Origin of the sequence: Candidatus Tiamatella incendiivivens (assembly GCA_015522635.1) — an archaeon.
Taxonomy (GTDB): Archaea; Thermoproteota; Thermoprotei_A; order Sulfolobales; family Acidilobaceae; genus Tiamatella; species Tiamatella incendiivivens.
The window spans coordinates 1-15084 of the sequence record WALW01000015.1 but is presented as its reverse complement, the minus strand read 5'-3'; the positions used below and the strand labels follow the sequence as shown (position 1 = coordinate 15084).

Below are 15084 nucleotides of genomic sequence, written 5' to 3'. Positions count from 1 at the left end.
GGCCTACCCGGCTTCGCGAAGTGGATGAGGATCCAGGCGAAAGAGGAAGTAGAGCACGCGATGAAGTTCTACGAGTACATAAACGATCGCGGGGAAAGAGTAGTCCTCGAAGCTATAGAGAAACCCCCGGTTGAGTGGGAGAGCGTTACACAGTTGTTCGAGGAGGGGTTGAAGCACGAGAAATTCGTTACGGACAGCATTAACAAGATATTCGAGGCAGCCAGGGAACTAGGCGACAAGCCTACCGAGGTCTTCCTACACTGGTTTATAGATGAGCAAGTGGAGGAGGAGAAAACGTTCAGCGAGATACTTGGAATGCTCAAACTAACAAGCGAGCAGCCGCACGCACTACTAATGCTAGACTCAAGGCTAGCACAACGGGAAGACTAACCTTCCTCCCTTTTTTAATGCTGTACGGAATACCTGGTTCTCTGGGTTTCTTGAAATAATCACAGTGAATAACTTACCAGCCTCCCGTCTTCATTGGCTGGATTTCTAGGGGAATGGGAACCCCACATCTTTAGTGCTTATCAACGAGCATTCCAAGAGCTGATAATGTTATATCGACTTCAAATCTACAGTTTAAGCCTTTATGACCATGCTTGACTGTGTAAAAAGGTGACGGTATGGTTGTTGGAATATAAGGTTAAATATGGATTGAATTCTCGGGGAACAGAATATTTCGTTTGCAACTCCATTTGGTTTAAGGAAAAGTTTGGGTAATCCAATTCATGGGTTAGAAGGTGTTTTCCATACTGTTTTAAAGTCCTCTTTTTATTCTAATATAGTAGGAGGAGGCTGTATGTCTGTAGCTGTTATTTATGGGCTTGAATGGATTAGGGGTCTTGGCCTCCCCTTAGTTAGTGGTATAAGTGGAGATGTCGCTGTCAATGATATTAAAGGTATTGCAGGGAGGTTTAGTGAGTTTATAGGTGAGGAAATGGCTGAAGCACTCTATAGAGTGTTGGATGATGCGCTAAGAAATGAAGTCGCTAAAGCTTTAACTACAGACAACCTTGAACAAGATGTTCACTCTTTAGTTGAGAAATTCTGGGCTAGAATAGCTCTCCCAGAGGCGGAACTCACACAGCAAATACTTTCCAGTACAGATCGTTCAACTCTGGAAGAATTCATCAATATAGAGGAGGAGCTAGGTACTGCTCTTGCAAAACTTGTTAGAAGAAGCGGGTATAAGTTCGCTGAAGACCTTGTATATGGGCTGTCTGTTCTCCTTGACCGTGATAGATGGGTCATTGAGAAAATATCCGAGCTAGGGGTTGATGGACTCATAAAGAGAATATTAGACCGGGACCCCAAGGCTTTCGTTGAATTCACGACTTACACAGCATACCTCACGTTCACTTGGGTAGCTTCGACATCTCCAGTGTTAGGCATAGTTAAAGACTATAAGGTTGAGAACAGGGATAAGCTAGCCCATTGGTGTAAGCATTACGCGGCGGAAGTCGAGGACTATATTGACACGCTGGACATCCTAGTAAAGGATGATGTCTACAGGGAACTTCTAAAACTTGGTGCCGTTAAGAGGTAACGTTTGATTGCCCTGTAAAATCGAGTTAAGTAAAAGTGCAGAAAAGTTCCTTAGAAAAGCTCCAAAAGACCTAGTTAAGAGAGTCAATGAGAGACTAAGGGAATTATCCGATAACCCCATATGCGAGGCGCGGCTCAAGGGAAGCCTACGTGATCTCTGCAAGTCCCGCATAGGAGACATTAGAATAGCATACATACTCAGGCCATGTACAATAATAATCGTAGAAATAGGCTATAGAGGCAAGTTCTACGACAAACTGGGAAAACATGACTAAACTAACCCCCTCACCCTAGTTTTTAAATAACCCCAACCACACCTTCTCACAGGAATCCAATAGACAACGGTGAAACCAGGTTTGCAATCCACTATAACAGTAATCATACTCGTCCTCGTCATAGCAGGAGCAGCAGCCTACGTCTACACAACACATCAACCAGCCCCACCAACCACGACAACCACCCAGCAAACACATGAAACAACCACTCCAACAGGAACAACAACCCATACAACAAGCCATCCCGAAACCGCTACCACAACTACAGGGGAGACAGAGACGGAGACCGGTGTAAGCATGGAATCAGATATATGGGATCACACAGAAATCTTAGAGGCACCAGTATTAACACACGATCCAACAGAGGAGGAGCTCTACTGGGCCCCCGTACTAATAAACAATACTTTCTACGATTTCACCCACGTCAAAATGATGTACAACTACACAATCGGCGGAGAGAGCATAGTCTTCAACGTCACATGGACAATGACAAGGCAACCCTACACAGCCTCCTGCTACAACTACGTTCAAGGCACCCATGAGCAGAAAACGGTCCAGGACACCATAACAATCGAGTACAGGTACACCTTCCAAGACGGCTACTGGATAACCATCAGGACACACCTCGTCAACGAGACAATGCTACCCTACTACAACAAGATACCATACATAGACTTCGAGGCCTACGCAACACCGCATGGAATACAAAAATCAATACTAGGAGCAGACATAGCGAGCAGCGACCCCCAGAGCACCGGGAGCTGGTCATCCCCCCAAGCATCCTACGACATAGACCACGCCGTTCAATGCGAACCCGTAGTACAGGGATCACCTGAAGCATACTCGCTAATGGACAAGCTTGCCCCGATACAGGACCACGATATAATACTACTATATCAGCCGCTTGAAATAGAGTGGCCCGGAGGCTTCTTCGACGAAATAGGGGAAACAATCAAGAACCCTGCCTCTGCAAGCGGAGGATTATACGACTACTATTACCTAAAAACAACCATAAACGGTACAATAGTCTATCCAGGTACAAACTTTAACGCCACCCTTTACAAACTTGAATACTGGACAGAGCCAGACTATGTCCACGGATACTGCCTAATAACCCCGTTCTCAATACTACCTGTATACTACCAAGCAATATTCCCCCAAGGGGACAAAGGCCAGGGGACACCGATAATAGTAATCGCAAAGCTGCTAGAAGCCCAAATAACTCCAATAGGCCCACTGAACAGGTGAAATCAAGTAAAATTGGGGCAATAACTAATACACCGCGGTATTAGAACAAGTAATAGCTTTAGGAATACGGGTGTCAAGGAGCCTTTCTGATGAATCAACAGCAACCAGAATTATCAGTCTCCTACATAGAACTCTCCTAGCAAACACAGACATCTAATCCTCTAAGTATGCTGAGCACATTAGATTTTTTTATAGGTGTGTATGACTGTTGGTTGCTAGGAAACCTATTGTCCCAGCTAGTACTGTGGGTAGGACTGTAGCGAAGGCTGTCACATAGCCTGTTGTGTCGGCTAGGAGGCCTATTGTTATGGGTGAGATTGTTACTCCTAGGCTGAGCATTGCATTGTATACTCCGGTGTATGCTCCCTCCATTCCCTCTGGGGCTATGCTCCCTAGGATTGCTGTTGCCGCTGGAAATGCTATTGCTCCTCCCACTCCGAAGAGAAGCATTGAGATGTATATGTTGGTGGGTGTGGTTGATAAGGCTGCGAGTAGGACTGCTAGGCCTGTAAGGGGATGGCTTACTGCTACGAGGAGCCTTTTATCTAGCATATCTGCTAGTTTCCCAGTTATTGGCTGTAGGAGGCTGTATGTTAGGCTTGCGAGTGCCATCGCTATGGCCAGTTTATCTAGGCCTAGGTTTAGGGTATCCACCATATAGCGGGGATATATTACAACCAGTGATCCCATCGCGTAGAGTAGTGTGAAGCTTATCAGCCCAAGACCTATGAGGCGTGGATCCCTTAGGCTAGCTTTTGACTCCCCAGTTTTCTGTATCGGTCTCCAGGTTTCCCGTATATGGAGTGCGACTAGTGCAGATATTGTGGCTAGAATCGCTGAAAGTATGAACGGAGTGTGTATATTTGATGTAGAAGCAAGGGCTGGGCCTATTACTGGGCCTAGGCTCATTCCGAGGCCGAATGATGCACCGAATACGCCCATGGCTGTACCCATTTTCTCTTCGGGGATCTCGCTTGCTATTATTGAGAGTAGGACAGGCCACGTTGCAGCAGCGGCTATGCCTTGAAGCGTCCTCATTGTTGCTAATGTAACTGTAGAGGCGTCCCATCCTACGCGGTTTAAGTGTAGGTGTAACCCTAGCATATTCGCAGTTGTATGAGAGTAGCCGATGAGGAGGACTGTTGTGGCAACACTTATGCTGCCGGTTATTACGAAGGGTTTTCTACCGTACTTGTCTGCGAGGCGGGCGAAAGGTATTTGCGCTAGGGCTAGAGATAGACCTCCTAGAGCGAATATTATGCCTATACTTGTATTAGGCTTGGAGCCTAGCGGTATGCCTTCCACGTCTGCTAGGGTGGACAGGAGTGGGCCTACTATGGCTATTGAGAACATTATTGAGAAGGCAATTATGCCTATTGCAGCGAGGAGCCTCTTCAATAGCCTAGTCATCTCGTATATACATTTGAACTTAATGTTTATATAGAATATTTATCGATTATCTCTAGACAATACATTAATAGATAACATACTTGCAGTGTAGAACACATAGTATACGTGAGGATCACTAGATTTCACTAATATATGAGCCTACCACATTTTCTTGTACCTCCGTCTATTAGCTCGTAGAGGAAGTAATATGGTAGAAAGGTTTACGAGCTAAATGAGTGTAGGCACTGACATGTTCTAGCTGCGTCGCCTGCCTTATGCGAACCCAATTATAATTTCTTTGTTTTTATGTGTTTATCTAACTGTCATGCTCGAGTTTATTGAACTGCTTCTTATAACTACGTTTTCTATGTGACTCTCCTGTGGGTTTGGATCCAAGCATTTATATCTATATCAACATAATAATTCTCCTAGAATACCCTTTAGGTGCATAATCTTGTCTGTTCAATTCGATTTCCTATGGAAATACCTTGATTACTGGGCCTCCGTGGACAGTGGATTCCCGGCTTTGAAGTTTCATGGAGAAGTTGTGAGCTATGGTTTACTCAAGGATAGAGTTGACAGGGTGGCTGGATCCCTCGTCGTGCATGGTGTGGGGAAGGGGGATAGGGTGGCTACTGTTCTCCCCATGAGGCCCGAGTACATATACATGTACTTGGCGTGCGCGAGGATTGGTGCTATATGTGTACCCATGGATGTCAGGTACAGGATCAGCGAGTTCAGAAGGTTCCTGGGCCATGTTAAACCCAAGGTTGTAGTAGCGCTCGACAGTTACGGTGATAACAATATAAGGGGTACATTGGAGGAGATCAGGGATGAGATCGGCAGGCCATTAATATATTATTTGAACTCAGAGCCCAGCTTCCACGAGTTACTCGACGGGGAGCCGTTGGGGGAGCCTGTGCCTCAGACACCGGATGATAGTATATTGATTATATTCACAGGCGGGACTACCGGTGTTCCTAAGGCTACTTTGTTGTCGCATAGGAATATTGTCTCAATGGCTGTTGGGGAGTTGAATGGCATAATTAATTATATAGGTAGGGAGGAGAGAATGACTTTCCTAGTACACCTACCTCCAAGTCATGTTGGAGGTACAACAGAGCTCTTCACAACAGGCCTGGTGAATGGCGCGAAAATGGTCCTAGTAGACCACTGGAGGCCTGATGTGATAGTTCAGTTACTGAGGGAGGAGAAGATAGCTTTCTTCGGAGCAGTACCCACAATGTACGCCCTCATATTCTCATTACCCATCCAACCACCGCCTATGGAGCTGTGTGTGACGGCGGGGGAGAGATTGAACCCTGAGCTACTTAAGAGGATGCAGGAGTGGTGTGGCAAGATAGCTGTTGGTTATGGGTCGACTGAGACAGCCGGGTTCGCAACTTTCTCCCGGCCTTGGGATGACCCGTTGAAGTTCGCTGAGGGATACGTGGGTGTGCCTCTCGAGGGAGTTGACGTAAAAATCGTTGATGACTCTGGTAAGGAGCTCCCGGACGGGGAGGTCGGGGAGGTTCTGGTTGTGGGGCCTGTTGTGAGTAAGGGTTACTTCAACCAGCCCGAGGAGACTGGGAAAGGGTTCCACAACGGGTACTGGGTTAGCGGTGACCTGGGCTATAAGCGCGGCTCAGAGCTGTATATTGAGGGTAGGAAGAAGGAGGTTATCAGGGTTGGGAGCTATACTGTCCTCCCTACTGAGGTTGAGGAGGTTGTTATGAGGAACCCTAAGGTCGCTATGGCAGCAGCGATAGGGGTGCCCCACGAGATTTACGGGGAGGTTGTCTGGCTTGTTGTGGTGCCTAAGCAGGGTGAGTCTATTAGTAAGGAGGAGTTGATTGAGGCTTGCCGGAGGGAGCTTGCTGACTACAAGGTGCCCCGGCGGGTTCTTGTGAGGGATAGTATGCCTATGACTAGGCTTGGGAAGACTGATAGGATAAGGTTGAAGGAGGCTATCCTGCGGGAGCTTTCCGGATCAAAGTAGAGTAGTAGCCGGTTAGAACGGTCTCGTCCCTCTGGTTCTTCACCTCCACCCTGAAAGTGACTACACCGCTCTCCCGGTTGAAATCCTTTTTCTCTGCAACCTCTGCGATAGCTGTTATCGTGTCCCCTATGTAGACAGGCCTGTGGAACCTGACTTCCCTGAGGCCGAATAAGGCTATTACAGTGCTGACATCGAATAGTGAAAGGATTATCTGATCGATCATGCCTAACCCGATGCTTAATACTAGCATGCCTTGGGCTACTTGTTTACCGAATACCGTTTTCTCAGCGAACACTTTGTCGGTGTGTATGGGGAAGAAGTCACCTGTGAGGTAGGCAAACATCCATATATCAGTCTCACTTATCGTCCTAGGGATGGATTCGAACTTCTCTCCGACAGGGATTGACTCGTAGTACATGGGTTGGCGGGTCAAGAATGGATTCACCTGTAATGTCAATTTATTACTTTATGTATATATCGGTTTCCACATGTATGTTCTTGGATAGGAAAGGTTTCCTAGTACCCTGTAGATGTACTGGGGAGGGATGGTTTATTTCTGGCGGGGTGAATACTTTTATTATTATACTTTGAGTATTATAATTAGGGTATAATACCATGAGTATATTTGTCAAGAGGAGAGGCATAGAAGAATTCCTGAAAACAACAGGGAGAAGACTACTCTATGGAAGAAGGAAGACAGGTAAAACATTCTACACCAGAAGAACACTAGAAGACTACGATTATTACATAGTTAGGAGAGGAGGAATATTCTATGACCCGGAAAACCAGTCCGAATATGCTGCCAGGGAATTCATCCAGCTATGCAGGAGAACGGATAAAGTAATAATAGACGAATTCCACCGAGCACCCCCCATATTATTCGATACAATACAAGCAGGAAGCTGTCCCCCGGATATAGTGCTGGTTACATCGACTCTCCATTATCATAGAAGGTATATTGCCACCCCGAACGCGCCGTTGAAAGGTTTATTCCTATCATACAGAGTCGGCTTAATCTCCCCCCTAGACCTAGTATTCCATCAATGGCCTAGCCTAACAAACGATCTACTCGAGAGACTGGTATTCTACCAGGAACCAGTCCTCGTCGGGAGGAGTCTGAGGGAGATACTGCTTTACTCCGGTGATATAGCTAGGAGCCTAGCCGGGGAAGTCTTAGCTGAGGAGAATTATGAGGTCACTCAAAGATACCACCATATACTTGAGGGATTATCCATGGGTAAAACCAGGATATCAGAGCTATCATCCTACCTATACTCGCGCGGATTAATCCCCGGACAATCACCGTCCTATATAACCAAATATATCGACGCTATGCTCAAGATAGGCCTAATAGAGAAGATACAAGTATGGGGTAAAAAGAAATCAATCTACAGACACGTATCCCCGCTGACACACACTGCATACTACCTCAACGCGAAATATGGAATATGGGACATACCCGTAGGAGAAGACTTCATGTATAACATAGGTAGAACCAGTATCCTTAATCTAATGGAGGTATTTGTAGAGAGACTACTATCACGTGACTGCGGGTTACGGCCAGTCAAAATACTCCAACCAGAAATAGATATAGCATTAACAAGGCACAGGGAACCATGGCTAATTTCAGAGGTCAAATGGAGAGATAATATTAGGAAAGAAGAGTTACGAAAGACCATAGATAAGCTAGCCAATGTAAAAGCTGAAGTAAAGCTTGTGATAACCAAAGAACAGTATGACTATAAGTCCAACATTCCCGTGCTAACCTTGACAGAGTTAGTGGAAAGAATTAAGGAGAGACCAAGTTGCAGCTGGGTAAATGAGTTGTCTATATATTAGCTCCACTAGATTTCTCGATGGACTTGTGTACTGGCAAAGGATAAGAAAAACATTCCCTAGAAACGAACGAGGATATCAGGTGGTTACCTATCGCTTGGTTCATAGCGTCAAGTTTTCACATATATCTATATTTATTGATTCACCAACATCTCTAGAAAAAAGTAGGGTGCATTCTCTTGAGTGTTAGGTTTTGGGAGTTTACTGGGAAACAGGTTGACAGGCGGGATTTGAGTGTAATGTTTCTCCCGGTTGGTGTTTTGGAGAGGCATGGCTTGCATTTGCCTTTGGGTACTGATACGTTGACGGCTGTTTATGTTGCTGAGAGGGTTGCCGAGCGTGTTGGCGGTGTGGTTCTCCCGCCTGTTTGGTATGGTTCTTGTATGGCTATGAGGAATCATAAGGGTTCATTCGACGTTAGCCAGGATGCTCTTGTCAGTTATGTAGTGGAGATTCTGAGGGAGGCTCATAGGAATGGTGCTAGACTGGTTGTAGTGGTTAGTGGTCATGGCGGGAATACTGTAGCACTGCATTATGCTGCTAGGCAGGCTGCTATGGAGACTGATCTGGCTGTGATCGTGGTTGACTGGTGGAAGGATGTCGCTATCGAGGAGAGGAGGAGGCTTTTCAGTAAACCAGGTCACGCCGGGGAGGACGAGACCAGCGCTATGCTAGTTATAGCCGAGCACCTTATCGATCTCGATTCAGCAGATTATGCGGAAGCTGAGCGTCTACCTATTAGAGTCTACCACCGTGGAATTGAAGAGGAAATTTATTCGAAGGCTTTGACCGGGGATGCAAGGCTGGCTTCGAGAGAGAAGGGCGAGAAATGGTTGAATGCAGTAGTAACCGAGATCGCTGAGGACGTACTGGCTGTGGCTAAGAGGCTTAATTTAGCTGTTAAGGATGTTTATCCTAAGTAGATTGTTTTTAGCCCTTTTTTCTTTGCTATTTCAGCTAGTTTCCGGTCTCCTGTTACGAAGGATGTTGCCTTTGTTTTCTTAGCTGATGGGATCTGAAGGGCATCTGCTAGGTATATATGGTCTTTAAGTATTATTCTAATGGATTCACTCAGGATTCTTGGCGTTATTCCCATTATTTTCACCATTTGCAGTTTGCTCAGAGTTTTCATTTCTCTTAGCATGTTTTTAGCTAACTGTCTTCCATTCAACCCTATTCTTCTTTGATACTTGTCAAAGACTACAATCGATTCCCCTATATTCCAGTATGAGAGAGATATCCTTGATACTCCCCTATATGCTTCAGAGAATATATCGTCCACTACTTTCGTATAGGGTTCTTCGACGTATCTCTTGACTAACGCGCTAGTATCTAGATAGTAGTTGCTTTCATAAGGCATGTGTTATCCTCTCTTCACGGTTTTTCCTAATTTGTTTAACGATTTTCCCCGCATCTAAGCCTTTAGGCCGGGTTTCCGGGATTTCCCTCTCTGTAGTGGGTTCGAGTTTACCTATACCTAGTTCTTCTGAGAGTGATACTATCCAACTGGTAGATGCTAAGTATTCAAAGTATTCCTCAACTATTCCACTAATGCTTCTTCCTTCTCCTGCAACTATTTTCTTGATTTCATCCAGGAGATCCTCATTTACACTTAGAGTTAGTTTTTTCTTTCCCAACATTTACACCATAATTACGTATATACGTTTAGAAGTATAATATCTTTACTCCTAGACTATAACGACTTTAGTAAACAAGGTAAATTCTTGAGATTAGGTTACTTGGAGGAGTTTGTGGTTTAGACTTAACTCTAAGATCTCGGCTATTAATTCTTTCGTTGGGTTGAATGGTTTGACGCTAGCAAGGTGAATGACCCCGAGTCGACTGATCTAGTATTAAATTATCTCATGATACACATCGATAAGCCCGTGTGTATTATCGCTTACTTCAGGAAGGATAGAGTTGACAGGATATTCGCTTTCCAAGAATTCTTCGAGAGAATAAATAGCAATAAGAGGATGAAGAGGATATGGGTAGCAGGTTTCCACTACAGGCTTATACTCAAGCTTATCGGCGGTAAAGGAGGCGTTATAAAGGAAGATAACATCAGGGATGTAATTGATACTGTTAGAAAGGAAGACGGATTACTTGTATTAGCCGTAAATGGAGTAACCCCCCCTTCATGGATAAGGTAAGGGAGATCCTATCCGGCGAAGCCGCAGAGAAAGCTGTCTGAGAAAGCTACCTCTACTAACAATGCCTTGACTTATAGGAGATTATACCTACTTTTACTTTAAGCATCCAGCGTCACCTTTAATTGCTTTCAAAATGTATCACGTTAATGGATACGGATTGCCTTGCTTTCTCATTCCTTGGGTCTAATGGTCATAGTGCTGCCATAATACACGGCATTCAAGTATGACGATAGACTAAAGCCTCTCACGTTCAGATAGTAACTCCTCTAAACCCCCTTCGAGCTTTACTGGTATATCACCTTCGTTCTTTTCGAGTTCGAATAATTTCTCAACCATTTTAATGAATTCATTGAACCATGACATTTTCTTGGCACCTGTTTATTATTGCTCTTCACGATGCTTAGTTCATTATCTTATATTCCATCGTTCAATTAGTTAGCCGGTTGTGTTATAATGTCTTTCCAATCTGTCTGTGACTTCTTCATTGCCTATCGTGGTTACTCTTAACGTTCATAGAGTAGATAACTGGGATGGCATTTTACGCGAGTTTACTAGTTACAGTGTTAGAATTAAATTTGTTTTTTACAATAATATCTAAACTTACCTTTATTATTAACATAAAAGAATGTAAACAGCGAGGGAGCCAGCATGAGGAGAACCATACCGATAATACTGTTAATACTATCCGTGGCAGGTGCTTCGATAGCTGCATTCTACACATGGAGCCACCAGTCTGGGAATGACATAGGATACTGTACACAGGCCCCGGGCTCACCCGGGCCCACTGCATGCGAGACAGCGTACTCCCTAGGATGGCTCAGTATCCCTTTAATCGGGGAGGTACACCTGTCCTGGATCGCGCTAGCATTCTTCTCCCTCCAAACAATCCTAACACTAATATACATAAACATTGGAAGCAGGGGAATTCTGAACACTATAATAGCTTTCTACGCTATAGGAACTTTGTTGATCCCCTACCTAGCATACCTGCAGTTAGAGGAGTTATCCAGCATATGCCTATACTGCGCATCCATGTATGTGGTCATCATACTATCCCTAATAACAGGATTATACGGGAGGCGTTCCCACAAGCCAGTACCGATCAATTGACTATACTGACTTAACAAACCAGTTACAATCCCATTTAAACGGTGGGAGACTGTTGAATACACCCTACCTATACCTTGAGGATCTAGATGATCCTAGGACAAGGGAGTTTATTGAAAGTCATAACAAACGGCTTAGAGAGTTCCTGAACGGGTTGCCTGATGAGATACTTCCAGAAGTACTCTCCTGGTATGGAGTAGACTATGTCTACACCTACGAGGTATGTAAGAGTAAAGCTTTCGTCGTCATCCGGGGGAAAGAAGTGTTCAGAGTCATAGAGAAGCCCGGTGACAGAGTGGCCTTCAGCAAACCGGGTGTGGTGGTCTGGGGAGTATACCCTTCACCTGACTGCAGTTTTCTAGGAGTAGGTTATACTATGGGAAGCGATGAGGGTGTCATAGAAATCATTGATACCCGTAATAATAGTGTTGTCGATAAGTTGGAAGGCTACGTTTATAGTATAGCCTGGAGGAGCGACGGCCGCTACTATTACCTCCGCATGTATAGAAGAGAGCCTCCTCCGGACGGAGGTGATGTGCCGTCGGAGAGGATCATCCTAAGGGACATGGAATCAGGGAAAGAGGAGGTTATATGGGGTAAGGGGTTACCTAGAGGCTATCTCGTCAATATACACCCTGTTTACGAGGAGGACATTCTGATTATCATGGTTTCGAAGGGATGGAGTGAGGGGAAACTATACGCTGGACCACTAGGCGATCCCGGTAAGTGGAGACTACTACTCAGCCCAGGAGTTCCCTTAAGCCCTGCCGGATCCGGCCACAACAGGGTGTATGCCGTGGTTTACGATGATTTAGGCACAGGTAGAATCGTAGAGGTTAGTGGAGGAGGATTCAGGGAGGTCGTTCCAGCCCATGCCAAATACCCTGTAGAGGAGGCCGTTGCACATGATGGAGAGATAACTGTCAATAGGCTTATCGATGCAAAGAGTACTATAGAAGTCTATACTCTAAATGGCACACTGAGAGATCGCTGGGAGCCTGAGGAGCCGTCTACTGTAGTGTTCATGAAAAGATGGAGAGACCGTGTGCTAGGTCAGGTTGAGTCATTCAACAAACCGATGGGTCTATACGATTTACATGGCATGCGTTCCCTTTATAAGTCAAGTGTAGACTTGGGCTTAGAGGTTTCGGAGGATTGGGCAGATAGTTTTGATGGGACTAGGATACATTACTTCATAGCCAAGGAACCCGGAGTGGACGCGGGGAAAGCTTTATTGTATGGTTATGGTGGTTTCGGCATAAGCCTCACACCAGGATACATCGGCCACCTCAAGCCAATCCTGGACAGAGGGTTCGCATATGTCATGGTTAACCTGAGGGGTGGAAGGGAGTATGGTGAGAGGTGGCATGATATGGGTAGGAGGCTGAATAAGAGGAAGGTGTTCGAGGACTATAGGGCGGTTGCCCGGAAACTGAAATCCAAGGGTTACAAGGTTGCCGGGTGGGGCTCTAGTAACGGTGGACTGCTCATAGCAACTGTTATCACACAGGAACCAGAGCTCCTTGACGCTGCTCTCATAGGTTATCCTGTGATTGATATGCTTAGATTCCACAAGCTCTACATTGGGAGCCTCTGGATTGATGAGTACGGTGACCCTGAGAATCCTGAGGTCAGGGATTACCTCCTAACATACTCACCAATGCACAATGTTAGACCGGGAAGATACCCATCGACGCTGATATATACTGGGCTCCACGACGATAGGGTACACCCAGGCCATGCTCTGAGATTTACGGCGATACTGGAGGAGGCGGGTGCACCTGTCTACCTCCGTGTTGAGACAGGCTCGGGTCACATGGGAGCCGATCCCAAGATAAAGGCAAGGGAGCTAGCTGATATACAAGCATTCCTAATTAAAGTGACTGGATAAATACTTTATGAGTCTCTTTGCGATCTATGTCGATAGACATGTAATTGAAAGGCTTGTATAAAGTACTAAGTATACCAATCTTGTGACAAATTAGTGTCTATTATGTCTAGACCATTGTGGGGTTAGGTACCTTTATTCATCACATACGCCTAGGAGTGATTTCACCAGGTTAATCCTTGACCACTCTCCACCACTATACTGCTCGAATAATATAGCCTTACGCGAGGGGTTTGGGAAGAGCTTTCCAGCTATTTCCTCTATTCCCATTCCTCGGTTATAGAGGTGTTCAGCCCTGTCTTTAAGGTCCACCAGGTATTCCAGGTATTCCTCAACTTCAGCTCGGTTGTATACTCCTGTTCCCCCATAAGCCCACTTTATGTCATAGCTAAGTAATTTCTCTAGGGAATGTATTGTTTCAACCATGTTTTCCCCTTTAAGTGAAACAATCTGCCTCGGCCGGTTAACTAGGTCACCAACGAAAGCAATGTCTCCTACAAGATAGGTTACGTGGTCGAAACTATGTCCGGGGGTTTCCAATACCTCGATAGTTAAACCGTTGATCTCCAGTCTGTCAGGTACTGGCAATGGTTTAAAGGATTCTGGCTGGCCCCACACTATTTTCCGGTAATCGGGGATCTCAGGGGGATTCCTTAATAGCTCAATGGATTTGCGTGGAGCATATATTTTAGCTGTCCTAGAGAGTAGTGGAGCTGCTCCGATATGGTCCTCGTGGTGATGGGTTATCAGGACAGTGACCATGTTCCCTACTTCTTCCACGGTTTCCCTTGCAGTATTAGGGCAGCCGCTGTCGAATAATATGTTTCCGAGTTCGTAGAAGTATGCCCAGGTGAAAACCTCTCCTTTAATGAGGGTGCCGCACCTATAGACTACCACATCCTTGTGAAAACTATGCTCGACGGGCAATTCACGAACCATTACACTCTGATAGTTGAGTTCGTTTATCAAATTTTCGGATACCACTCCTAAAGGTTTCGCTATCTTGTTTCCGTACACTTTATTATACTACGGATGCCGGTTGTTTAGTGTTATAATATAAAAGGAGGATGCATAGAATTTGAATATCACACCCTTTCTATTTAATTGTAGGCCAAAGTAGCCAAACTTAAAGTTCCAGGAAACTATGTGTCCAACGCAGTTGACGCCATATTCGATACTATAGAAGTCATCCCCTTTTATGAAAATACAATTCTCGAAACATCCTACCAACTCTATGATACAGTGAATGATTACATTGACTCCGTCATCCTAGCAACAGCAGTAATGAGAAAGGAGTCCCTTGCCACTGAAGACCAAATTATCTTATCATTAAAAAAGGAAATCAAAGATAGATACGGGATAGACGTTTTCAGCTATAGAGATCTCGTCGATTAAGCATATATCGGAACTATTGTACATATTACAATCTTTTGAATCTCAATAATAACTACATAATAGGACTATATTCTATATTAAATATACTTATATGCTGTATGTAAGTATAATAGGTATATTGGTGGCTGTTTTGGGTTCAAGGTATAAGACTAGCGTGTATATCGACCGTGAGCTATGGGAGAAATTGAGGAACTACGCTAGGAGGAGGAATATGGAGATCTCGAAACTCCTTGAAGAATTGATTAG

General features: G+C 45.0%; 16 protein-coding genes. 11 read left to right on the top strand and 5 right to left on the bottom strand.

Going from position 1 to position 15084, the window contains the following annotated elements; translation table 11 throughout:
- From F7B60_03185 to F7B60_03170, 4 genes are all read left to right on the top strand, one after another.
- Positions 1-390: ferritin (locus F7B60_03185; protein ID MCE4614517.1), on the top strand; the 390-nt coding region annotated here is incomplete at its 5' end.
- Positions 391-802: 412 nt separating this feature from the next.
- On the top strand, positions 803-1549 hold the full coding sequence (locus F7B60_03180; protein MCE4614516.1) for a hypothetical protein: 747 nt from the start codon (positions 803-805) through the stop codon (positions 1547-1549).
- 7 nt (positions 1550-1556) lie between these two features.
- On the top strand, positions 1557-1823 hold the full coding sequence (locus F7B60_03175; protein MCE4614515.1) for a type II toxin-antitoxin system RelE/ParE family toxin: 267 nt from the start codon (positions 1557-1559) through the stop codon (positions 1821-1823).
- An 81-nt stretch (positions 1824-1904) separates the two neighbouring features.
- On the top strand, positions 1905-3071 hold the full coding sequence (locus tag F7B60_03170) for a hypothetical protein (protein ID MCE4614514.1): 1167 nt from the start codon (positions 1905-1907) through the stop codon (positions 3069-3071).
- Positions 3072-3260: 189 nt separating this feature from the next.
- On the opposite strand, the gene F7B60_03165 is transcribed toward F7B60_03170, so the two are convergent.
- Entirely contained in the window at positions 3261-4469 is a 1209-nt protein-coding gene (locus tag F7B60_03165; protein MCE4614513.1) for an MFS transporter, read from the bottom strand.
- A 445-nt stretch (positions 4470-4914) separates the two neighbouring features.
- On the opposite strand from F7B60_03165, the gene F7B60_03160 reads away from it, so the two are divergent.
- Entirely contained in the window at positions 4915-6459 is a 1545-nt protein-coding gene (locus F7B60_03160; protein ID MCE4614512.1) for an acyl--CoA ligase, read from the top strand.
- On the opposite strand, the gene F7B60_03155 is transcribed toward F7B60_03160, so the two are convergent.
- The gene (locus F7B60_03155) at positions 6428-6892 is read right to left on the bottom strand and encodes a MaoC family dehydratase N-terminal domain-containing protein (protein ID MCE4614511.1); all 465 of its coding nucleotides are present in this window, start codon (positions 6890-6892) and stop codon (positions 6428-6430) included. The genes F7B60_03160 and F7B60_03155 overlap by 32 nt on opposite strands.
- Positions 6893-7074: 182 nt before the next feature.
- On the opposite strand from F7B60_03155, the gene F7B60_03150 reads away from it, so the two are divergent.
- On the top strand, positions 7075-8298 hold the full coding sequence (locus F7B60_03150) for a hypothetical protein (protein MCE4614510.1): 1224 nt from the start codon (positions 7075-7077) through the stop codon (positions 8296-8298).
- A 176-nt stretch (positions 8299-8474) separates the two neighbouring features.
- The gene (locus F7B60_03145; protein MCE4614509.1) at positions 8475-9218 is read left to right on the top strand and encodes a creatininase family protein; all 744 of its coding nucleotides are present in this window, start codon (positions 8475-8477) and stop codon (positions 9216-9218) included.
- Here the strand turns inward: F7B60_03145 and F7B60_03140 are convergent.
- Positions 9206-9655, bottom strand: a complete 450-nt coding sequence (locus tag F7B60_03140; protein ID MCE4614508.1) for a type II toxin-antitoxin system VapC family toxin — start codon at positions 9653-9655, stop codon at positions 9206-9208. The two genes, F7B60_03145 and F7B60_03140, sit on opposite strands and share 13 nt — an antisense overlap.
- Positions 9645-9932, bottom strand: coding sequence for a DUF6364 family protein (locus tag F7B60_03135; protein ID MCE4614507.1), 288 nt, complete (start codon positions 9930-9932; stop codon positions 9645-9647). The genes F7B60_03140 and F7B60_03135 overlap by 11 nt, the downstream gene beginning before the upstream one ends.
- A gap of 186 nt (positions 9933-10118) precedes the next feature.
- On the opposite strand from F7B60_03135, the gene F7B60_03130 reads away from it, so the two are divergent.
- The 3 genes from F7B60_03130 to F7B60_03120 all read left to right on the top strand — a co-directional run bounded on the left by F7B60_03130 (position 10119) and on the right by F7B60_03120 (position 13446).
- Positions 10119-10448, top strand: coding sequence for a hypothetical protein (locus F7B60_03130; GenBank protein MCE4614506.1), 330 nt, complete (start codon positions 10119-10121; stop codon positions 10446-10448).
- Positions 10449-11096: 648 nt separating this feature from the next.
- A complete protein-coding gene (locus tag F7B60_03125) occupies positions 11097-11558 on the top strand; it encodes a hypothetical protein (protein ID MCE4614505.1) in 462 nt (153 codons plus the stop codon).
- Positions 11559-11610: 52 nt separating this feature from the next.
- Entirely contained in the window at positions 11611-13446 is a 1836-nt protein-coding gene (locus F7B60_03120) for a prolyl oligopeptidase family serine peptidase (GenBank protein ID MCE4614504.1), read from the top strand.
- A gap of 132 nt (positions 13447-13578) precedes the next feature.
- Here F7B60_03120 and F7B60_03115 read toward each other — a convergent pair whose 3' ends face one another.
- On the bottom strand, positions 13579-14412 hold the full coding sequence (locus F7B60_03115; protein ID MCE4614503.1) for an MBL fold metallo-hydrolase: 834 nt from the start codon (positions 14410-14412) through the stop codon (positions 13579-13581).
- A 177-nt stretch (positions 14413-14589) separates the two neighbouring features.
- Between F7B60_03115 and F7B60_03110 the strand changes: the two genes are divergently transcribed.
- Entirely contained in the window at positions 14590-14838 is a 249-nt protein-coding gene (locus F7B60_03110) for a hypothetical protein (GenBank protein MCE4614502.1), read from the top strand.
- Positions 14839-15084 lie beyond the last annotated feature (246 nt).

Bases quoted from the DNA above. Each gene is read 5' to 3' on its own strand.
- F7B60_03125 (MCE4614505.1), top strand. From the start codon at position 11,097: ATGAGGAGAACCATACCGATAATACTGTTAATACTATCCGTGGCAGGT.
- F7B60_03180 (MCE4614516.1), top strand. From the start codon at position 803: ATGTCTGTAGCTGTTATTTATGGGCTTGAATGGATTAGGGGTCTTGGC.
- F7B60_03140 (MCE4614508.1), bottom strand. From the start codon at position 9,655: ATGCCTTATGAAAGCAACTACTATCTAGATACTAGCGCGTTAGTCAAG.
- F7B60_03150 (MCE4614510.1), top strand. From the start codon at position 7,075: ATGAGTATATTTGTCAAGAGGAGAGGCATAGAAGAATTCCTGAAAACA.